We start from the raw sequence: 21,464 nt of genomic DNA, 5'->3' as shown, positions 1-21,464 counted from the left end.
GGGCTGACCATGAAACGTGTATTGATGTTTGACGCTATCCCAATGCAAGGCGGTTCGAAAATTGCCAACGCTGAGTTGATTAAACAGTGTGACCAACGTGACGTGATTAGCTATATCGCAACGACAAATCCAGAACATTGGATTTCAACACTCAGCTCAAATCCTCGCGTACAGGTATTGAAAATCAAGCGCTCTCCAATCACGTCTCATCATGGTATCGCTTATTGGCTGATGAACTGCTTTTATCTAGTTCAACTGATTCTGGTGACGCTCAAACTACCGAAACTCGATTGGTTTATGGGCTTGTCTTCACCAAACAACGACATGCCCATGTACTTGCTTCGTCTATTCAATCGCAAACCTATCGTACAAATGGTGCATGGCCCTGTGGGCGTGTCTCGCTCATCTGGCTACTGCTTAGTAAAAGCGGCTGCGATTCATTATTTATCGAACACTCGTGCCTCCATGATTGATGCGCTTGCTGCCTATTTAAAAATGCCAAAACCGGCAGTAGAACGCTTTTGGACAACCTTAAACACCTCTTCGTTTGTGAACGGCTTGTCTTCAGAACGCGCACCAAAGCAAGCGAACCCAATTTCCAATCGAGTGTTCTGGGCTGCCAGCCTCTTGAAATGGAAAAATGTGGATTTATTGCTCGATGCGATGAAACTGGACGACTCATGCCACCTAAATGCAACCATTTGCTACATCAAACCCAACATCGAAGGCGTCGAGTGCTCTGAGCCAGATTTCAATCAATCAAACATTTCATGGCATGAGTCACCAGAGAACCTGGATGAACTTCGCGCACAGTGTGGTGTGTTTGTTTCTACCAGTAACAACGAACCGTTTGGGTTATCAATTTTAGAGGCGTTAGCCGCTGGTATGTGTGTCGTGATTCCACATGACGACAGCTATTGGGATCGAGTGTTAACCCATGGAAAGAACTGCATTAAATACACACCGAAAGACGCCGCATCTCTTCACAATGCCATTCGACTTTTAAACGAAGCGCCTTGGCTAAAAGTCACCATGGGGATGGAGGCACTGAACGTTGCGAGTTTATACACCGCAGAACGTTGTTACTTCTCTATTACCCAACAGCTTTGTACTGACCCGACTAATAAAGCTCAAGACAGCGCAAAGAAGCGTGACAACGTCAAAGGATATGACCATGTCTAAAGCCATGACCAACATGTCGTTGTTCGCCATTGCGTTGGTGATCAACAAAAGCATCAGCTTAATTATGCTGCCAGTGCTTCCTCAGTTTCTCTCGCCAGAACAAATGGGCAAACTCGAGTTACTGACCTCTTTTGGTGTCGTTACTGCGCTACTGGCGAGCATGGCAATGCACGAAGCGCTATACCGCTTTGTCGGCGTGGAGAAAGACAGCAAGAAGAAAGTGACCATGCTCAACCAGATCTACTCGCTTTCCGTTTGGATTGCGGCGACGATTGGCTTGGTTCTACTGGTTGCGATTTTAGCTGCCCCGATTCCTAGCCCATTTTCTCAGCTTGAATTTATCGTGCTAATGTTCGCAATTATCTTGGAAGGCGCGATTGGTATCGGCACTGCTTGGCTGCGCATGCAAGATGATAAAGCAAAAACTCTTCTCAGCGTGATGGTGACTGCCACCGTTCTTCAAGTGGTGTTCATTGTTGCCGCTTTATTGATTCACCCACACGTCATTTCTGTCTTGCTTGGTGGTCTGCTTGCTGCCGTAATCCAATTTACCTGGTTACACATTATCAATAAATACAAAGTCGTCATGCCTGACATAGCGCTCGCGAAACAACACCTGCATTACTGTATCCCTGTCATGATGTCTGCGCTAGTTGCGTTTTGCTTGAACGGTGCTGAGCGTTGGTTCATCGGCGCTAATGCTTCACTGGCAACACTTGGGGTGTACGCAATTGCGGTTAAATTTGCCATTGGCATGTGTATTTTGGTTCAGCCATTCGGTATGTGGTGGATGCCACGTCGCTTCGCGTATCTGGAGCGTAATCGTGGTAATGAAGCCGTTCGGATTTCTCACTTCGGTATGATTTATATTGCGGCACTCACGGTGTTGGTCGCAACTCTTGCCTTCATTATGATCAGCCAGTTTTTACCAGAAACATACCAAGAAGCTGCGCTTTACACATTATTCTTTCTACCAATCGCCATGATAAAAGAATGGAGTGAACTGCTGAACATCGCGATTCTTTACAAACGTCGCACTCGTTGGTTATTAGGAATTAACGTCGTTGCCGCTGGTGTTGCAATTGCTCTTCTGTTTGCGCTTTCTTCCCTTGGTATCTATGGCGTATTCATCGCGCTTTACTATGCCCAACTCACCAAACTGGTGATGACGTTCGTGATTGGACAACAGTGCATGTACCTTCCTTTCCACCTAAGTTTGATGGTCGCATTACAAATCATCTCAGGAGTGGCACTGTTCCTGCTTTACTCTACTCAATCCATCGGAAGTGCGATTGTGATTTGTATTCTGACATGCACACTGTTTGCTAGCATCGCCTTCCGATACATGTCTAAGGAAACACGCAATAACCTTATGATGAGGTTAAGAACGGAAGCGAAAAGAGTGACGTTATGAATGCCACGGATGTGAGACCAACCCAAATCATCGCTGCGACAACCGTTACTGTGGTCATCGCTTTAGCGTGGTTAGTGATGCCGCATCCAATTTTAATTGTCGCAATTTGTTTTGCTCCGCTTGCCATCTTGTTTGTCCTCGACCAAACCTTTTGGCTGGTGACTCTGTTCGTCATCTTCTCTTTCTTTCGAATACACGAAGCGTTTCCCGTTATCTACAACTTCAAAATCCCATTGTTGTTGTCTTTAGGCGCACTTGGCGCGTTATCTTTTCATTTATTAATCAGTCGTCAGCTATCGGTTTTCTGGCACCCTTCTTTAAAGTGGCTGTTCATCTTTTGGGCGTTAGTCATCATCGGTATTGTGTTCGCCTCTGCGCGCGACATCGCGATTACCGTGTTTAATAATACGTATTGGAAGATCATTGTGATGACACTGGCGATCACTTGGCTTATCACCACACCCAAACAGCTCGCACAAATGTCAAAAGCAATTATCGTTGCTGGGTTGTTGGTCGGACTCGTTGCTCTTTATAACGCCACCAACGGCATTGACATTGTCGAAGGAACGCGTGTGTCGATTGGTCGTTCGTTTGGCTCGGTATTAGGTGACCCCAATGACTTAGCGCTGGTTTTGATGTTCCCCCTCGCCTTTACGGTGAGCCAATTGGTCGAGAAACGGTCGTCGATGTGGCTGCGAGGGTTCGCGCTGCTCACTTGTATCATTCTGTTTATGTCTATCCTTGAGACACAAAGCCGCGGTGGTCTATTAGGAGCGCTTTCAGTTTTCGCGTATTTCGCGTTCAAACACATCAAGAGTAAGGCATTGGTTGTCTTCCTAGGCTTAGTCGCGGCTTTGATTCTTTATGCTGTAGCTGGGATCTCTGGGCGAGCATCGGGGGGGGCAGCAGAAGCCGGTATTGATGCCTCTGCAATGGGACGTTTGTACGCTTGGGAAGCGGCTTTCAAAATGGCACTCGACAATCCGATAACCGGCGTTGGTTTAGAGAACTTCTACTACAACTACTTCTTCTACAGCCCGCATTGGGATGGCATCAACCACGCGGTGCACAGTACTTGGTTTGGTGTACTGGCTGAAACCGGTTTTGTTGGTTTAGCGGTTTTCATTACTCTGATTGTTTCTCTGGTCAAAACGTCATTAAGTTCAATTTCACTTCTGACTGAAAAGTCCCACTTCACGCTTTCTGTAGGTGCAAACGCCGTATTGAGCGGACTTATTGGCACCATAGTCTCAGGGACCTTCCTCACCCAAGGCTTCACTTGGCCGATTTACATACTTGCCGCATTAACTATAGTGATAAATCGCATCGTTCAAACTGATTGTCAAAATGAGAAACCGTCACCCTCTCAAATCAAGAAATAACCTAACCTATTGTTTTAATGAAACTTAGCCCTTGGCACGCATCATGATACGTCTTTGAGTAACAACAACGAATCAATTGGCTCAAGGAGAGAACGATGACAGATATCGTAGTATTTGGAGAAGACTTCGGCGGCTTGCCATCTTCCACTCAACATCTGATAAAGCACCTAGCGAACAACCATCGTATTCTTTGGGTCAACTCTATCGGCTTAAGACAACCAAAGTTCACACCAAAAGACGCTAAACGCCTCGTCACCAAACTGACTGGATCATTCAAACAACAAGACAAGGTTCAAACGCCTTTCGGCCGAGAGGATGTCTCAAACATCCACACCATCACTTTGCTGACGATCCCTGCTCCCAAATCTAAATGGGCACGTAACGTCGCGACGAAAATGATGAAACATCAACTGAGCAAAAAACTGAATGAGCTCGGCTTTCAACATGCCGTTTTTTGGACGTCACTGCCTACCGCTGTGGATATTTGTCGAGAAATGAGTACCAAAGGCATTGTTTATTACTGTGGTGATGACTTTGGCGCACTCGCGGGTGTCGATCATCGAACCATTTTGGAACATGAAGCTGACTTGATTGAGAACGCAGACCTTATTTTGGCTGCCAGTGATAAGCTTACCGCTGAGCTTCCGCAAGAGAAAACCGTGACTCTACCGCATGGTGTGGACTTCAGTTTGTTTTCAGAGCCAACGGCGAAAGCGCAAGATATGCCAAACAATGGTCGTAAGGTACTCGGTTTTTACGGCAGCCTATCAGAATGGTTGGATTACCGTTTAATAGAACAAGTCGCCGATCAAGCCCTGGATTGGGATTTGGTCTTTATTGGTCCAAATGAATTTCCTCACAACCCGTTGCCACAACGAAACAATATCCATTACCTAGGTCCGCGAGCACATCAAGATTTACCTAGCTACTCACAACATTGGGATGCGAGTTGGCTACCGTTCGTCGATAACGCACAGATTCAAGCCTGTAATCCACTTAAACTATTGGAATACCTCGCCACAGGAACACCGGTCATCAGTACGGCTTTCCCGGCACTTAAGCCCTACCAACACATGTTGCATGTTGTGGCGGATGTGGATGATGTTCGTGCGAGCCTGGATCACTTACTCCCACCACCAGAGGGTTCACTCTCGATCATCCAACAACAAAGTTGGCAATCAAGAGCACGTCAAGTTGAGCGATTAGTGAGGGCGTTATGAACGATTTAAGAGACAACATCACCTTATTACTGCATGGTGCATGGCGACGTCGCTATCTGATTGTTATTCCTATGTTGGTATTGCCTATCTTAGGCTTTGTCGTCAGTAAAATGATGCCAACGAAATATGTGGCACACACTAGTATGCTGATTCAAGAAACAGCCAAGATGAATCCATTCCTCGAAGATCTTGCCGTCTCAACCATGCTGAAAGATCGCTTGAGCGCGTTAAGTACCCTATTGAAAAGCCGTCATGTGCTGTATTCGGTTGCTCAAGAACAAGGCTTGATTGATGACACCATGGGACCGAAAGAACAAGAGTCCATCATTAAAGAGCTTGCCAATCGCCTCACGGTGCAACAGCTTGGTAAAGACTTCATTCAAATCCAGTTAACCAGCAGTAAGTCTGAAGGTATGGAAGATATACTTGGCTCCGTCAGCGATCATTTTGTAGAACAACTTCTTGCCCCAGAGCGATCTTCGATTAAAGACTCAAGCCACTTTCTTACCATGCATATTGATAAACGTCGTGAGGAACTGGATAAAGCCGAGCAAGCCTTTGCCGAATACAAAAACGCCTATTCGCACGCAACACCAGAGATGCAGGCACAAAGCCTGACTCGTTTAGCGAGCCTAAAGCAGACATTGGCAGAGAAAGAAGCGGAACTGGCTGGTGTAAAACGCAGCTTAGGTAGCTTGGACCAACAACTTTCTAAGACCAACCCAGTGATTGGTAAAATTGAAGAGCAAATCATCGAGATCCGCAGTGAACTAACCCTACTTCGTGCCAAGTACACAGAAGCGCACAGTATGGTCCAAGGTAAATTGCGAGAATTGAATCGCCTAGAACAAGAGCGCGCCGTTCTACTCAACTCAAAACAACCTGAGATGAACAGTAACCAGCTTTGGGATATCGCCAGCACCGCAACGGTAAGTAATATTGGTGATGCGCAACCTCTGCTTGTTTCTCAGCTCCATCAATTGCAAATCATGCGCGGTCGATATGAATCGCTTCAAGAAGAGACAGCGAGTCTGCAAAGCATGATTCAAGAGTTAGAAACCAATGCGAATCGATTTGGTAGCACCGCAACTGAAATCAATCGACTGGCAAGAGATGTGACAGTCAAACGCCAATTGTACGAAGAACTGGTTGAACGTTATGAAATGGCCCAACTCACCGGTTCTTTGGGTGTATTTGAAGAAAATAAACGCGTGAAAGTCATTGATGAGCCTTACACTCCCACAATTCCAGCCAATTTACCCGCTTTTATGTTTGTTATCTTAGGGTTCATTGGTGGTGCTGGATTAGGTATCGGATTAGCAACCATTGCGGAACTGGCAGATAACTCGATTCGCTCACGAAAATCCCTTGAAAAACACTTGGGCGTCCCTGTGATTACCACTATCCCTAAAGTAATCTTCTAGCCAGAATTTTAAATTTCAGCATCATGTGAAGGCACTCGTTCGTTGAGTGCTTTCTCATCCCCATTCCCATTAAATCAAGCAATTAGCTGGAAATTTCTTTCATCCGTTAATTCTGAATTTCAAAATGAGAATATTCTTTTCTCATTTTGATGTTCAGCACGTCCAAATCATTAACTTGTTGTTTTTAATTACTTTAATTTTTGGCACATAGCGTGCACAAGTCAACATGTAGAAAAACAAATATATCGAGGACTCAGGAATGGAAAACTCAGACACTCGAACCTCAACCAAGAACGGCAATGTGATTGTACACGTCGTCCAACATCTCGCCCCCGGCGGATTAGAAACTCTGGTACTAGAGATGCTTCGTTTTGCTAAAGCAGAAGACTCCGTTTTTGTGGTTAGTCTTGAGGGGAACAAAACGGTTGCACTTCGTCATTGGAGTAAGTTGTTGGATTACCGAGACCAACTTTGCTTTCTCGATAAAGCGCCAGGTTTTAGCCTAACCACACTCCGAACATTGAAACATATACTCAAAAGACTCAACGCAAATGTCGTTCATACTCACCATATCGGTCCCTTACTGTATGGCGGGATTGCGACACGATTGCTAGGCATTAAAACCTTAATCCACACGGAGCATGATGCTTGGCACTTAAACAACCAAAAAGCAGCTAGATTACAAACAGTATTACTCAAGAGTCTTCGCCCCCAAGTTGTTGCAGACGCTGAGTTTGTCGCTGACCAAATAACCAACAAGCTAGGCTATCTTCGAGTCAGCACTATTCATAATGGGATTGATTGTGAAAAGTTCACCAATGGTAATCAAAACCAAGCCCGTGAGCGCTTTTCGCTTCCCACTGATAAGTTCATTGTCGGAACAGCAGGTCGTTTAGAAGCCGTTAAGGGGCAAGAGATCCTAATCAAAGCCTTCTCACATCTACCAACACATACACACCTTGCTATTGCAGGAAGCGGCAGCCAAAGAGAGCTATTAGAAGCGCAGGTACGCACTTTGGGACTGGAAGACAGAGTAACGTTCTTGGGCTTGGTTAGTGACATGCCGCACTTTTACCAAAGCTTAAATGTCTTTTGTCTACCTTCACTTCAAGAGGGTTTTCCACTTTCAACCTTAGAAGCACAAGCCTGCGGCGTCCCTTGCATTGCTAGTGATGTTGGTGCGGTAAAGGAGACGCTATGCCCACAAACAAGCGCATTGGTTGAGCCAAATAAAGTTCCCGTTCTAGCGGATGCATTGTCACAGCATTTATCAGAAATACCGCGTTCGCCTAGAGCCCATATTCTTAAGCATTTCGATATCCGCAATATGGTTAACCGCTACGCGATGTTAGCTCAAGGAGAGGACTTATGATTGATTTACTTTGGATCACTGGCTTCGTTTTGTCTGCGCTATTAATTGTCTACCATCACGTTGGCTACCCTCTTGTTCTGAACTGGCTTTCAACACGTCGTGAACAGCGCAAGGTAGCGAAGAAAGCAACGGTAAAAGAGCGTTGTTACAAAGCATCCAAAAACGACTGCATCTTACCTACGATGACAATCGTTGTACCTGCCTACAACGAAGAACAATGGATCGCAGAAAAGATCCGAAACCTTGCAAGCCTTGACTATCCGCGAGATAAATTAACGATTGTCATTGCTTGTGATGGATGCACCGACAACACAGCAGAGATAGCACAGAACACCATTCAAGAAGCGATCTGTGCTGACACTTTATTCATCATTCGAGACCACGCAATCAATCGTGGCAAAGTGACGCTCATCAACTCTGAAATGAAAAACATAACCACTGAGATTACCGTCCTTAGTGATGTTTCTGCCCTAGTCTCTTGTGATTCCTTACTGCTAGCGAGCCAACACTATCAAAATGAGAATATCGGTGTAGTCAATGCGACTTATCAAATCATGGCGACACAAAACCAAGGTGAAGCAGCTTACTGGCAGTACCAATCTAATGTGAAATACAAAGAGTCGTTGATTGGCTCAACCATTGGTTCTCACGGCGCGTTCTATACATTTAGAACCAAACTGTTCACGCCGCTCGAACCTGAGATCATTAACGATGACTTCATTTTACCAATGCGTATCGTACTACAAGGTTATGCATCCATTTATGAACCTAGGATGCTGGCTCTTGAGCTAGAAGAAAGCTCTGATAACTCTGACTTCAAACGACGTCTACGCATCTCTGCAGGCAATATGCAGCAGTTCTTGAAACTTAAAAAGCTGCTGTTACCCCGCTATCGTGGCACTGCATTTGCATTTTTATCAGGAAAGGTACTGCGTCTTGCGACTCCTTACCTAATGATCATGTGTTTCGTGAGTTCGTTATTGTTGATGGAATACCCTACGTTTCAAGCTCTACTCGTAGCGCAGTTAGCCGTTTACTCAATCACTCTCATCACTTATTTAATCCCAGCGTTCAATTTGTTTAAGCCATTCAAGTTGATCAACTACATAGTAGTCGGACACATAGCAAACTTCGCAGGCGGGCTTCGTTATCTTCTAGGAATGGAAAATGGTCGCTGGAAGCGCGTTAATCAATAAGGAAAGTATCATGAAGACTTCACGTTATGACTCAAATATTCATTTAGCAAAACGCGCTTTCGATGTTGTTGTTTCAATGCTTATTTTGCTTGTATCCCTACCAGCCATGCCAATCATTGCAATGGCAATCACGATCAACTCAAAAGGACCTGTCATTTATCGTCAGCTTCGTGTGGGTCGTTGTACACCAGACAAGATGGAGCTGTTTGAAATCATGAAGTTTCGCACTATGTATGTCGATGCCGAGCAACGTTCTGGCGCGGTATGGGCTTCAGAGAATGATCCAAGAATCACACCTGTCGGTCGATTCTTACGTAAGACACGCTTAGATGAACTGCCACAGTTATTCAATGTGCTAAAAGGTGAAATGTCGTTGATTGGTCCTCGTCCTGAGCGCCCTGCTTTTTACCAAAAGCTAGAAGATGAGATTCCTTACTTTGTTGAACGCACTTACGGTGTTCTACCAGGCATCACAGGGTTAGCACAAGTCAATCAAGGCTACGACTCATGTATTGAGGATGTTCGCCGTAAAGTCGGCTTCGACCACAGCTACGCATTGAGCCTAAGCTCATTTTACTCGTGGATTTCGATGGACATCGCCATTATGAGCAAAACACTGGTTGTCATGATCGATGGCAGGGGTCAGTAGTATTCTTGAGACCAAAAGAGGTTAAAACGTTATTCTTGCCATTGGCGACGCATGTTTTCGATCGTCGCTGATGGCACATCGTGAATGCTTTGATATTGCTCACGACACACCTGCACTTCCACTTCAATTTGCTTTTTCTCACAATACTTTAGGTAGCGCTTCATTTCCCAGTGACGAACAAAGGTATTGCTGACAATCACCACCTTACCTTTATTAAGCCACTTACGGGTTTGTTGAAAACACCATTCATGGGCATCCGCTAGCTTCGTACCATCAAAAACGTATTCTCCAATTTCATTCTCAAAATACATGTCAGCTTCAAAGTGTTTCGCTTTGAGCTGTTTGGACAATTTCTTAGCAAGCGTTGTCTTTCCAGAGCCTGGTAAACCACGAATAAGAAGGAGTTTTGCGTTGGTCATGATCGGATGATTTCAGTGAAAAACCAGCAAACTGTACGCTATTTTTGCAGAAAAGAAAGTCCAACTAACCACTAGGCTTATTCATTCTGTGAATCCCACCCTCAGTTGTAAAAATTTGTTCAATACAAAGCTAATCTTTTTGTTCCCTCCTGCCGCTTTTAAAACTAGAATGCGCGCGCATTTATCGAGCCCTAAAAACTTACTAAAAGTTAATTACTTAACAGCATAATCTCGATAGCTCTGAGCTTTAAAATAAAGTAACTCTCAACCAACTCGCCATCCAAATGACGATGGCACTTCATAAGGGTTTAGTCTTTGAAACGAAGTCTTCTTTCAATCCTTGTCGCTTCGCTGCTGTTTGGCTGCGGTGGCGATGAAAGCAACAACTCAACAAATACCACGCCACCGACTGTTGAACCTGATTTACCGCCAGATCAACCAGATATCGGTGTAACCACGTATCAAGGTAAACTGTTTATTCATAGTAAACAGTTAACCGGTGATCTTGAGTGTGATGATCAGGATATCAGTGAGTCAGGCTACTTCACTTATACCGCTTCTGAAGGCACATTCACCTGTCAATTCGGTGGTATTACTCTAGGTACGTTCAACTACCTAGTGCCAGAACAAACACGTGAAGGTTCACAACCATCTGAATTAACTCAAGCGTATGATCTTAAAGATGTGCTAGGCAAACACGCAAGTAATGCTACTAAGCTGTTAAACAAGATCGACACATGCACTACTCAAGATACGCAAGTGTGTTTAGATGAAATCAACAGCTACGATATCCAAGACCTGTATCTAAGCGAAGATCAAGCGGCGATTGATGAGTTTCTCAATCCAAGTGTCGCGAATGAGGGTGAGCAACCAAGCGCACATGTTGATCCAGAGCTTCAGCCAGAAGTCACCCCAGGTGCAAGTAACAACTTAACCGGGTCGTTTGTTTCTGCCAACGCCGAAGCAACTTATGAATACAAGCCAAGCGCTGCAAACAAACCACTAACGACAAGTCGCTTGACGGACTCGCAAGGCCACCCCCTTGCAGGTGTTGAGTTCTTCAGCCACTCTGCCCGTGGTATGACAGATGCAAACGGCGAGTTTGAATACCTATGGGGCGAGAACCTGATCTTTGGTATCGATACCTTCACACTCGGGCAAGTTAAAGGTAACAAGGTAAATTACCAACTTGCGGATTTAAGTGACAATCCGTTGGTAAAACAAAACCTAGAGGCGTTTGTTCGTCGTTATGGTATTCAGACTGGCAGCAACATTGAGATCAACGATAACGTTCGTCAGGTATTTGCACAGTACCCTAACGTAATCAATGAACTGATCAACCTTAGCTTACCAAACGGCGCAAAGATTGAGGGTACTAACTTCACGACGCCAAACGAGTTTGCTGCACAGTTTAGCCAAGGTTTAACGCAGATCATCGATGGACAGTTGAAACAAGCACCACAGTGGTCAGGCTTTGTGGCACCTATGTTGCGTACCGTTCGCGCTACTGGGAGCAATTATGTAACGCAATCTCTGCATCAAATTTATGCAGGCGTGGATAGCGTGCACATCTTCCATGATAACCATGGTTGGGGCGGTTCTGGTTATACGCGTGCAATGCGTAACTTCAACCTAACCAATGAAGCATTCCCTGTGCTAATGCCACGTAATGACAACAGTTACTGGCTTCCTTTTGGTGAAGAGGCCGCTTGGACACGTGGCTCAGGTAAAGACAAGAAAGCTTACATCGTAGATGCGACGACCATTGATGAGACATCGACAGTCAAGATGCAGCGTCCGGAAAAAATCTCGAAACAAACAGCGACCTTCAATTTACCAACCATGACCGCGGGTATGATCGGTTCAGGTAAAGTAGTGTTCTTGGGTAACGCGATGTACACCTCTATCTTCTCGTGTCCAGAAAACTACTGGGCAGGCGCAGATTTGGGCATTGATAGCGAGAAACAAACATGTCGCTACAGCACACCACACAACCAAGTTGCTCAAGACGCAGATACTCGTACCGACAACGGCAGCATGCAAAAGATGTTCGGCAACTTGATCAATTGGCTAGTACCAAACGCATCACAGGATTCGATTGCCATTGCAACGAACATCAGCAAAGGGCACGCTTTCCGTTGGGATCGCAAAGAGGGTCAAATCTACGACTTCTTCGTTAACCCAAGCTACCAACTTGGTGATATGGAATTGCTAAATAGTGGTTCATTCAGCACTCTTGATGCAACGACGACTCCGCTATTACTGCTTCAATCTTATGAGATTAAAACCGATGGCTATGATACCAAGTCCGTCGTTTCTGATATTCAACAGCCTAAGTTGGATGCAGATGACGTCACAGCGCTGATCGAATATGTAAATAACGGCGGCAACATCATCTTCTTTGATGCTCTAGAGGCAAGTAATCCTGAGCCTATCGCTCGTTTAGCTGATGCCGCTGGCGTCTCTGTAGGTGGTGCAAACGTTGCGAAGACCTTCCAGTCTCTTTGTTCAGATAGCTACTGGTGTCATAGTACATCGGGTCCAAACGTCCCTAACCTACACACAGTGGCGGAATTCGATCTTGTGGTTTATGAGCGTTATGCCGATACCACAAAAATTGAAATCAATGACAATGGCACCGTCACATGGCCGGGTAATATCGACATGCCAACGCTTGAGATTCCGTTGTACAAGGTAACTGTTGGCGACCAAGAGCAACAGCGCTATGCCTTCCACATGGTGAAATCTGAGCAAGAGAAACAAGCAGCCATCGCGGAACTGCAAAAGAACTTCCCTGGTGTGCCATTGTGTAAGGACGAATACCAATACGAAGTTAACTGTATTGAAGTACGTAAAGGTCATGGTATTCCGAGCCGAGGTAACCACCACCGTCCTGACTTCACTCGCTACGAAATGAGTCCTGAAGTCGTCGATAGTATGGTCAAGGCTGCAAACCTAGGTGCAAACATTGATCGCTTATTCTCTCACGAGCTTTACTACCGTAGTAAAGGTGAGATTGGTGAACGCTTGTCGCAAGCGGAGTTAACATCAACTTACGACAACCTATCAGTTTGGCTATGGAATAACGAACAGTACGAGTATAAACAGGACGTACAAGACGAGCTTGGCTTCAAACGCGCAGTCGAAATACTGAACTGTTACACCAATAACACTCACCAAGGCGGAAATGTATGTGGGCAAGAGACACAAGAGCAGTTAGCTAAATGGTCAATGATTACAGAATCAGGCGAACTTAACCCTTCTTACCCACTAAACTGGATGGAAAAACCGTTAACTCGCATGATGCTAGGTCGCTCATACTGGGATTTAGACATCAGTGTTGATACGACAGGCTACCCAGGTCGACCATTGCAATCTGGAAGTTCGGCTAGTGTCGATATTCACACTAACAACAAAACCGTAATTGGCACCGCTGGCAGTATGCAATCAACAGGTTTGTGGGCTCCACAACTTGAAAATGTGACGATTTCCGGGGGCGTAAAAGCTTCGATTAACGTGGCGTTAGTAGATGATCTGACAGGGCGCGCGAATCATGAGTTGAGTTTGAAACGTCCACCTCGCGTTCAGAAGACCTTCCAATATGACGGGGCGCAATTAACCTTTAAAGTCCCTTATGGTGGTTTGATTTACATCCAGCCTCTTGAAACAGCTCAAGGTGACTTGGTGACGTTCAACTTTAACGGCGTACTACAAGCATCTTGGTGGAAAGATGGCAAATGGGTAAACAACATCAATGCTGACGTACCACTTGCCGAAATCGATTCTGGTCATTTCATCTACACCACTCCTGTCAACAACGTACAGGAAACTGATGTACCTAAATTCGCTGATGAACTGAACGCCTTCGCAAATCATGCAAGCGACTTTTACGGACGCGATCAGGTGACGGAAGATGGCAAGCATCGTCGATTTACCTATGATGCTCTCTTAGCTAACCGACACCGCTTTGTGAATGATGTACAAATCTCTATTGGTGCAGCACATTCTGGTTACCCAGTACAAAGCAACAGCTACTGGCCGACATGGACAGTGGTTCCAACGAACCCAACGAATGATTGGCTGCTATGGCACGAAGTGGGTCATAACTTAGCATCAGCACCATTTATGGTAGCTGGCTCAACCGAGGTGACCAACAACATTCTTGCGTTATACATGCAGGAGCAACGCGAAGCGAAGCCATACATGGACCGCATCGCAAGTGACTTATCTAAGTCACCTCTATGGCTAGACCGCTTTGAAGGTCACGCTTGGAGTGAGGCAGATGTCGGTATGCGCTTAGCCATGTTCGGTCAGTTGAAGCTTTGGGCAGAAGATCACTTTAACATCGACACTTGGTACTCTAATCAAGCATCTAAACCAAGCATTTTTGGTGAAGATCAGGGTTGGAACTTCTTCAAGTTGGCTCACCGCAAAGCTCGTGGTGACAGTGTTGGTGACCAAGGCATTAACTACTGTTCAACGCAGAGCAGCCAGTTAAGCCAAGGCGATTTGCTGATGGCGTGTACGTCTTATTTAACCCAGTACGATTTGACGGATTACTTCCGCAAGTGGAACCCATCAGAAACTAAAGCCAACTTACCAAATGGCAGTGTTGATTACTCTGGTGGCTTAACACAAGCAGGCTTCAACGCCGTAGCGGCAATGAAACTACCAAAACCAGACAAATCCCCTTCTGAGTATTTGTCCGTTAAGTAAACCGCAGTAAATCAAAAGCCGACAGAATTCGACTCTGTCGGTTTTTTTTGTTCATCGCACTTTTAGTGCTCAAGCGGGATTACCCTGTACGGACTTGCTTCTCAAGATAACCAATTCACGAATATTTACATATCCCGTTGTAATCAGATAAGAAAAACCGCGGTCTGCCATTGAGAACTTATTCGTTACTCTTTAAAGGACTCCAAATGAAAGAAACACTGCCACTTAAATTAGGACTAGGATTATTAGCATTGCGATTAAGTATCGCCTTGGTGTTTATTATGTGGGCACTAGATAAAGTCTTTGTTCCAGAACACGCAATGAAAGTATTTGCCGGCTTTTATGGTTTAGACATTTCAAGTGGAATCTCTGTCGCGATGGGGCTTGCCCAATTAGTATTTATTGGGATTTTTGTCGCTGGCTTATGGAAAAATATAACCTACCTCGCCATTTTAGTTTTACATGCTGGCTCAACCTTTTCTTCGTTTGCTAAATACCTAGACCCATTTAACAACCTGCTGTTCTTTGCTGCGTGGCCAATGCTCGCAGCTTGCTTCGCGTTGTACCTGCTTCGAGAGCATGACATCTACACTTTGTAGTAAAACACAGAAAACGCCAATAAAGGCTTATACCTGACTGAAAACAAAAAAGGTCTAGCATTACGCTAGACCTTTTTTTCATACCTTCAGTTGGTTTGATTACATATCTTTAAGTTGAGAATCCAGACTTGCAATCAGGTGTGAAGTGACGTCATCAACACTTGCTCCATCAAAATGGATATCTAATGTCGTTCCACCTTTAGAGATACTCAAGTTAGAGTCTGTTGCTCCATCTTGCGTAACTTCCACATGGTAATTACCAACATCGCCAGCGTGATCACCCGACTTCAGATCATCCAGTAACGAACCAAGTTCATCCTTAGATAGATCCTCGAACAAGTCAGAGAAATCAAGAGAGTCTTCGTTTGCATTGAAGTCTTTTACTGTATCTGTCTCATTTGCAACATCCACCCACTTGAAGATGTCTGCACCATCACCACCGGTAAGGATATCGTTACCCAAACCACCGATCAGGATGTCATCACCTATACCGCCGTCCAGCGTATCTGAGCCACCTTGCCCGAATAGGATATCGTTGCCTTCACCTCCAGACAGGTTATCCGCTCGGTCGCTTGAACGAGATTGCTCAAATTCAGCTTGGTTGTCAGTAATGTAGTTATGAACATCTTTCTCGGTAACAAGACCAACATCTTTACCTAATTGACCAGCAACATACTCTTGTAATGCAGATACACCTTGTTCATCACTAGAACCAAATCGAATTGCATCACCGAAGATAATATCGTCACCAGCTTGACTATCGATGTCATCTCTACCTTGAAGCAAAGCGACTTCCTTACCAAGGATAACTTCAGCCAACTGTGAAACATCAATGTTGGTTCGCACTGTATTGTCTGAGTCGTAGTTTTCGAGTGTGCTTGCGTCCAAGTTGTTACCAAGACCAATCGCATGCACTTCACTAAACTCTTCCAATGCTTTGTACATATTCTCAGCTTGAGCGGTAACACTATTGCTGTAGTCATAGTAACCCGTGTTGCTGTACATGTAGCCAAGGCGGTCGCCAGTCGACAAAGAATAAACCTCTGTGTTGCTCGCAATAACCGTTTGGTTGTTGTAAGTCACAACATCACCACGTTGATAATCGCTTGGTAACACGTCTCCCAAAGTAATAATTTTGCCATTTTCAGCACCAATCACCACATTAGTCATCGAAGCCAAATCATAAGCGCTATTGTGGTCAGCTTGGTTCGGCGTACCATCAGAGATAAAGTATGTGACGTTATTTGCATCACTATCTTTACCTGCAAACCAATCTAGCACTGAATCAAATGCAGCTTCATAGTTTGTGTTACCACTGCCATTGTCTCTATTGTTTGCAAATGCAGTCGCGATTTTCGTTGAAGCGTCTGGGTCACTCAAATCAACTTCCAACAGCAACTTATCATTCGTTGCAAACGTTGTTAGCAAGACATTCACTTTACCCGAATGAGAACCGGTAGCACTGCTGATCAAGGTATCAAGAACCGTTTGAATCTCAGTCTCTGCTTTACCTACGTCATACCCCATACTGCCTGAAGTATCTAGAACAAAAGCAATGTTGTAATCCTCGCCCTCAACAATCTGCAGACCTTGGACATCACCAACAATAATGTCGTCATCAGCTGTACCGGTAATATCGTTATCACCGTGCGTACCGGTAACGTATTCGTAATCGCGAACTGAAACTCGAGCCGATTCGGTCTCAGTCGCTTGGTCATTATTTGATGACTCAACCGATGTTGCAGTGACACTTAATGGGAAGTCCAGGCTACCTTCAAAATCGTACGGTACTTTTACATCAAAGTTAGCTTGACCTTGAGCATCGAGGTTCACGATATAGCCACCGCTTGGCTCTTCCGCAACAGCTTGACCATTGACGTACAACTCAACACCATCAGGTAGACCATCAACAAGGACAGTTTGAGCTAATGACTCACTGCCATCAGTGTCAGCTAAGTCAACATCCACTTCAATCGGCACCCAACGATCTTGTAGAACCTCGTAAGTGCCATCTTTATTTATCTCAATCACCTTATCCGCAAAGACAACGCGCTCGATTTCGTACAGGTGATCACCACGGTCCTCAAAGCCCGTATTGTCATTTTCTGAATCGATTGAACGCTTGTCTAGGAAGATCCAATACGGAACTTGGCCACTATGGTTGTTCTTAAACGTAAACTGGTAGTCACTGAAGTTACCAGTTAGGTAAACCGTGTCTTTACCATCATATTGCGTTGTAGATCTTCCATCGTCACCGTAGAAAGAGTCATTTTGACGACCACCAACAAAGACATCATCACCAGCGCCACCATAGAAGGTGTCGTTGTAATTTGTACCGACAAATAACGAATCAGTATCTGAAGTGTCATTGTTGCTACCCAAGGCTACATTCGCGACCGGATTCACTCCTTGTTGAACGCCATCTAAACCAATTGCATCTGCGATAACTTTGTTCTGAGCCGGCGTATTGTTTGTTGCCGATGTTACCAAGCTGTGATTAGACTCAACCGCGTCGGTTTTCGACATATCACCCACAGAGATACTGATTGTTGGCTTATCTGCTACCGCTACGACGTCAATATCTAGTGTTTCTGTCGCTCCAGTATTTGTCGTGTACGTAATTGTCGGTACGTCACCTGACCAATCTTTTACTGGGTCGAACGTGTAACTACCATCTTGGTTCACAACCAGCGTGCCGTTGCTCAGCGATACCGTCTGACCAACCGCATAATCAGTGTTGTTAACCGTGATATGGTCAACCAGTAGAACGTTATCGCCATCTGAATCATTCAGCAGGACGTTACCTTGTAACTGCTGATCTTCGTCTGTTGTAACAACATCACTTGCTGTATTCGTTGGCAAGTTTTCATGCACAACTACATTGATCGTCGCCGTAGAGTCAGCAGTATCACCATTAGACTCTTCTGTTGCTGTCGCAGTTACCGTGATAGTGAAATCATCATGAGAACCTGCAGGAGGAGTCACCGTCAGTCCGTCTAGCGCCCATCCGGTTACATCTACCGCATCCGCGCTAGCAATAGTAATTGAGTTAGTGCCATCCGAGATCACCGCGCCTACAGGAATACCTTTCAATGTCACTTCAAGCGATTCTGAGCCGTCAGTATCATTTAGATTTGCTCTAATTTCAGATAGAGGAATCGCAGTATCTTGAGGACCTTCGTTTACTTGGTAGGTCTCGTAGACTTCAACACCATTCACTTCTTGTAGTGCAGAGGTTCTGATATCAGTCGCGTCTAACGCGTTAACATCACTAACCACAACCAAGTTACTATTGCTTAGGTTAACTGGCGCTTGACCATTGATAGAAACATCGACGTTGAAGTTACCCGGACCACTTTGATTGTGATGGTAAATCTCTAGCGGGTAGAATCCAGAAACAGTAGGTACGAATGCACCACCCGTAATTGTACCTTGAGCATTACCCCAACGAGCTTCATCGACCAATGACCCACCAACTGTGATTGCAAGGCTATCGTCCGCGCGACCAGTGAAGTCGTAGCTTGTCCCCGCTTCTAGGTAAACCAATCCTGTCACAAGTACTGCTTCATTTGCGGCTGTCGCATAAGACGACGTATCTTGCACATTCGAAGTTGTGGATTGATTACCGTTAGCAGAATCAAGAGCATCAATTGCATTGATAAGAACCTGACCTGTGACACCTAGCCCATTACCAGAACCCACTACGACGTTGTTCCAAGACGTAACATTGAACTCTTGCAGAGGTACCGACAAGCCTGGCGTTACGGTGCTCAAGGTTGGCGCATCAGCGTCAGGGGTGACATCAATGGTTAGCGTCGATTCTTGACCTTCGTTCTGACCATCTGTTGGTTTAAAGCCAATTTGAGCATAATGACCAGATTGGTCACCAACATTGGTACCGCCAAAGCTACTATCACCAGACTCGTTTGTCTCCGGAGTAAATCTCACACCGTCAGCGTCAAACTGCGACTTATCGAGAACTTGATCTGCTTGAACAGCCTGCCAATCACCCTGAGCGTCTTTGTACTCAAGTAATCCGTCAGTCGGCAGCGAGGTAATCTGAATTGATAGTGAAGCGTCTGCAGAATCCACATCCGTCACACCGAAAGATGCCCAATCAAGCAATACATCTGCGCCCTGCGCATCTTCATTCAGAGTCACAGTTGTTGGCGTAGATTCTGGGGCGTCATTCACACGAACCACATCCAACGAATCGGTGTCTGTCGCTTTCGGGTTCACACCGTCTGATACCGACGCTGTGACAGTCAGGCTATTCAAATCTAGCTGGTCATTATTAACCGCTTCGACACCTTTATCGGTCAACTTAACTTGATCACCATCGAGCACGAAGTAACCGTCATCGTTGTTTTCTAGCTGAACGGTCAATTGATCTGCTGGCGTATCTGTATCAGCAACAACGAGTGTTGCCACTACGGTATCGGTGCTCACCGCATCTTCAGTCACGCTATCAACCGCTGTGACGTCGATAGTCGGTGCGTCGTTTACGCGAACCACGTCCAACGAATCCGTGTCTGTTACTTTTGGATTCACGCCGTCTGATACCGAAGCACTAACAGACAAGGTAGTTAGATCAAGCTGGTCATTATTAACCGCTTCGACACCTTTATCGGTCAACTTAACTTGATCACCGTCTAGGACGAAGTAACCATCTGTGTTGTTTTCTAGCTGAACGGTAAGCTCATCTGCTGGCGTATCTGTATCAGCAACAACGAGTGTTGCCACTACTGTATCGGTGCTCACCACATCTTCAGTTACGCTATCAACCGCTGTGACGTCGATGGTTGGTGCGTCGTTTACGCGAACCACGTCCAACGAATCGGTGTCTGTCGCTTTCGGGTTCACTCCGTCAGATACCGACGCTGTGACACTCAGGCTATTCAAATCTAGCTGGTCGTTATTAACCGCTTCGACACCTTTATCGGTCAACTTAACTTGATCACCGTCTAGGACGAAGTAACCATCTGTGTTGTTTTCTAGCTGAACGGTAAGCTCGTCTGGTGGCGTATCCGTATCAGCAACAACGAATGTTGCCACTACGGTATCGGTGCTCACCGCATCTTCAGTTACGCTATCAACCGCTGTGACATCAATGGTCGGTGCGTCGTTTACGCGAACCACGTCCAACGAATCGGTGTCTGTCGCTTTCGGGTTCACGCCGTCAGATACCGACGCTGTGACAGACAAGGTAGTTAGGTCAAGCTGGTCATTATTAATCGCTTCGACACCTTTATCGGTCAACTTAACTTGGTCACCGTCTAGGACGAAGTAACCGTCAGCGTTGTTTTCTAGCTGAACGGTAAGCTCGTCTGCTGGCGTATCTGTATCAGCAACAACGAGTGTTGCCACTACGGTATCGGTGCTCACCGCATCTTCAGTCACGCTATCAACCGCTGTGACATCAATGGTTGGTGCGTCATTTACGCGTACCACATCAAGAGAATCGGTGTCTGTTAATTTAGGGTTCACACCGTCAGATACCGAAGCAGTTACCGTTAGGCTGTCTAGGTCAAGCTGGTCATTGTTAACCGCTTCAACACCTTTATCGGTCAACTTAACTTGATCACCGTCTAGGACGAAGTAACCGTCAGCGTTGTTTTCGAGCTGAACGGTAAGCTCGTCTGCTGGCGTATCTGTATCAGCAACAACGAGTGTTGCCACTACTGTGTCGGTAGATACCGCATCTTCAGTCACGCTATCAACCGCTGTGACATCAATGGTCGGCGCATCATTCACACGAACGACATCAAGAGAATCCGTGTCTGTTACTTTCGGGTTCACACCATCAGATACCGAAGCAGTTACCGTTAGGCTGTCTAGGTCAAGCTGGTCATTATTAACCGCTTCGACACCTTTATCGGTCAACTTAACTT

General features: G+C 45.5%; 12 protein-coding genes. 10 read left to right on the top strand and 2 right to left on the bottom strand.

All coding sequences use genetic code 11. The features are described 5' to 3' along the window. The first annotated feature begins 9 nt into the window (after positions 1–9). The 8 genes from NL647_RS16410 (at position 10) to NL647_RS16375 (ending at position 9,839) form a co-directional block, all read left to right on the top strand. Positions 10–1,182 carry a glycosyltransferase family 4 protein gene (locus NL647_RS16410; RefSeq protein WP_253650408.1) on the top strand — a complete coding sequence of 391 codons (1,173 nt, stop codon included), beginning with the start codon at positions 10–12 and terminating at the stop codon, positions 1,180–1,182. Next, positions 1,175–2,596, top strand: a complete 1,422-nt coding sequence (locus tag NL647_RS16405; RefSeq protein ID WP_253650407.1) for a lipopolysaccharide biosynthesis protein — start codon at positions 1,175–1,177, stop codon at positions 2,594–2,596. The genes NL647_RS16410 and NL647_RS16405 overlap by 8 nt, the downstream gene beginning before the upstream one ends. Continuing rightward, the gene (locus tag NL647_RS16400; protein WP_253650406.1) at positions 2,593–3,978 is read left to right on the top strand and encodes an O-antigen ligase family protein; all 1,386 of its coding nucleotides are present in this window, start codon (positions 2,593–2,595) and stop codon (positions 3,976–3,978) included. Before NL647_RS16405 ends, NL647_RS16400 begins: the two co-directional genes overlap by 4 nt. Positions 3,979–4,073: 95 nt before the next feature. Next, positions 4,074–5,198: a glycosyltransferase gene (locus tag NL647_RS16395; protein ID WP_253650405.1), complete on the top strand. Its 1,125-nt coding sequence runs from the start codon at positions 4,074–4,076 to the stop codon at positions 5,196–5,198. Then, entirely contained in the window at positions 5,195–6,622 is a 1,428-nt protein-coding gene (locus NL647_RS16390; RefSeq protein ID WP_005445897.1) for a chain-length determining protein, read from the top strand. Before NL647_RS16395 ends, NL647_RS16390 begins: the two co-directional genes overlap by 4 nt. A gap of 259 nt (positions 6,623–6,881) precedes the next feature. Next, entirely contained in the window at positions 6,882–7,994 is a 1,113-nt protein-coding gene (locus NL647_RS16385) for a glycosyltransferase (protein ID WP_253650404.1), read from the top strand. Continuing rightward, positions 7,991–9,190, top strand: a complete 1,200-nt coding sequence (locus NL647_RS16380) for a glycosyltransferase family 2 protein (protein ID WP_101961025.1) — start codon at positions 7,991–7,993, stop codon at positions 9,188–9,190. Before NL647_RS16385 ends, NL647_RS16380 begins: the two co-directional genes overlap by 4 nt. A 10-nt stretch (positions 9,191–9,200) precedes the next feature. After that, entirely contained in the window at positions 9,201–9,839 is a 639-nt protein-coding gene (locus NL647_RS16375) for a sugar transferase (protein ID WP_009701686.1), read from the top strand. Positions 9,840–9,868: 29 nt separating this feature from the next. On the opposite strand, the gene NL647_RS16370 is transcribed toward NL647_RS16375, so the two are convergent. Beyond that, a complete protein-coding gene (locus NL647_RS16370; RefSeq protein WP_029788494.1) occupies positions 9,869–10,258 on the bottom strand; it encodes an ATP-binding protein in 390 nt (129 codons plus the stop codon). A gap of 315 nt (positions 10,259–10,573) precedes the next feature. Between NL647_RS16370 and NL647_RS16365 the strand changes: the two genes are divergently transcribed. Together NL647_RS16365 and NL647_RS16360 are read left to right on the top strand one after the other, a co-directional pair. Beyond that, positions 10,574–14,974 carry an SslE/AcfD family lipoprotein zinc metalloprotease gene (locus tag NL647_RS16365; protein ID WP_253650403.1) on the top strand — a complete coding sequence of 1,467 codons (4,401 nt, stop codon included), beginning with the start codon at positions 10,574–10,576 and terminating at the stop codon, positions 14,972–14,974. Between the two features lie 206 nt (positions 14,975–15,180). Continuing rightward, entirely contained in the window at positions 15,181–15,573 is a 393-nt protein-coding gene (locus NL647_RS16360; RefSeq protein ID WP_017190126.1) for a hypothetical protein, read from the top strand. A gap of 99 nt (positions 15,574–15,672) precedes the next feature. Here NL647_RS16360 and NL647_RS16355 read toward each other — a convergent pair. After that, on the bottom strand, positions 15,673–21,464 hold a 5,792-nt coding region (locus NL647_RS16355; RefSeq protein WP_253650402.1), incomplete at its 5' end, for a VWA domain-containing protein.

The organism is Vibrio sp. Y29_XK_CS5 (genome assembly GCF_024181835.1).
In the GTDB taxonomy this organism is placed as follows: domain Bacteria; phylum Pseudomonadota; class Gammaproteobacteria; order Enterobacterales; family Vibrionaceae; genus Vibrio; species Vibrio harveyi.
This window is presented reverse-complemented; position numbering and strand designations above follow the sequence as displayed.

Bases quoted from the DNA above. Each gene is read 5' to 3' on its own strand.
- NL647_RS16410 (WP_253650408.1), top strand. From the start codon at position 10: ATGAAACGTGTATTGATGTTTGACGCTATCCCAATGCAAGGCGGTTCG.
- NL647_RS16405 (WP_253650407.1), top strand. From the start codon at position 1,175: ATGTCTAAAGCCATGACCAACATGTCGTTGTTCGCCATTGCGTTGGTG.
- NL647_RS16400 (WP_253650406.1), top strand. From the start codon at position 2,593: ATGAATGCCACGGATGTGAGACCAACCCAAATCATCGCTGCGACAACC.
- NL647_RS16395 (WP_253650405.1), top strand. From the start codon at position 4,074: ATGACAGATATCGTAGTATTTGGAGAAGACTTCGGCGGCTTGCCATCT.
- NL647_RS16390 (WP_005445897.1), top strand. From the start codon at position 5,195: ATGAACGATTTAAGAGACAACATCACCTTATTACTGCATGGTGCATGG.
- NL647_RS16385 (WP_253650404.1), top strand. From the start codon at position 6,882: ATGGAAAACTCAGACACTCGAACCTCAACCAAGAACGGCAATGTGATT.
- NL647_RS16380 (WP_101961025.1), top strand. From the start codon at position 7,991: ATGATTGATTTACTTTGGATCACTGGCTTCGTTTTGTCTGCGCTATTA.
- NL647_RS16375 (WP_009701686.1), top strand. From the start codon at position 9,201: ATGAAGACTTCACGTTATGACTCAAATATTCATTTAGCAAAACGCGCT.
- NL647_RS16370 (WP_029788494.1), bottom strand. From the start codon at position 10,258: ATGACCAACGCAAAACTCCTTCTTATTCGTGGTTTACCAGGCTCTGGA.
- NL647_RS16360 (WP_017190126.1), top strand. From the start codon at position 15,181: ATGAAAGAAACACTGCCACTTAAATTAGGACTAGGATTATTAGCATTG.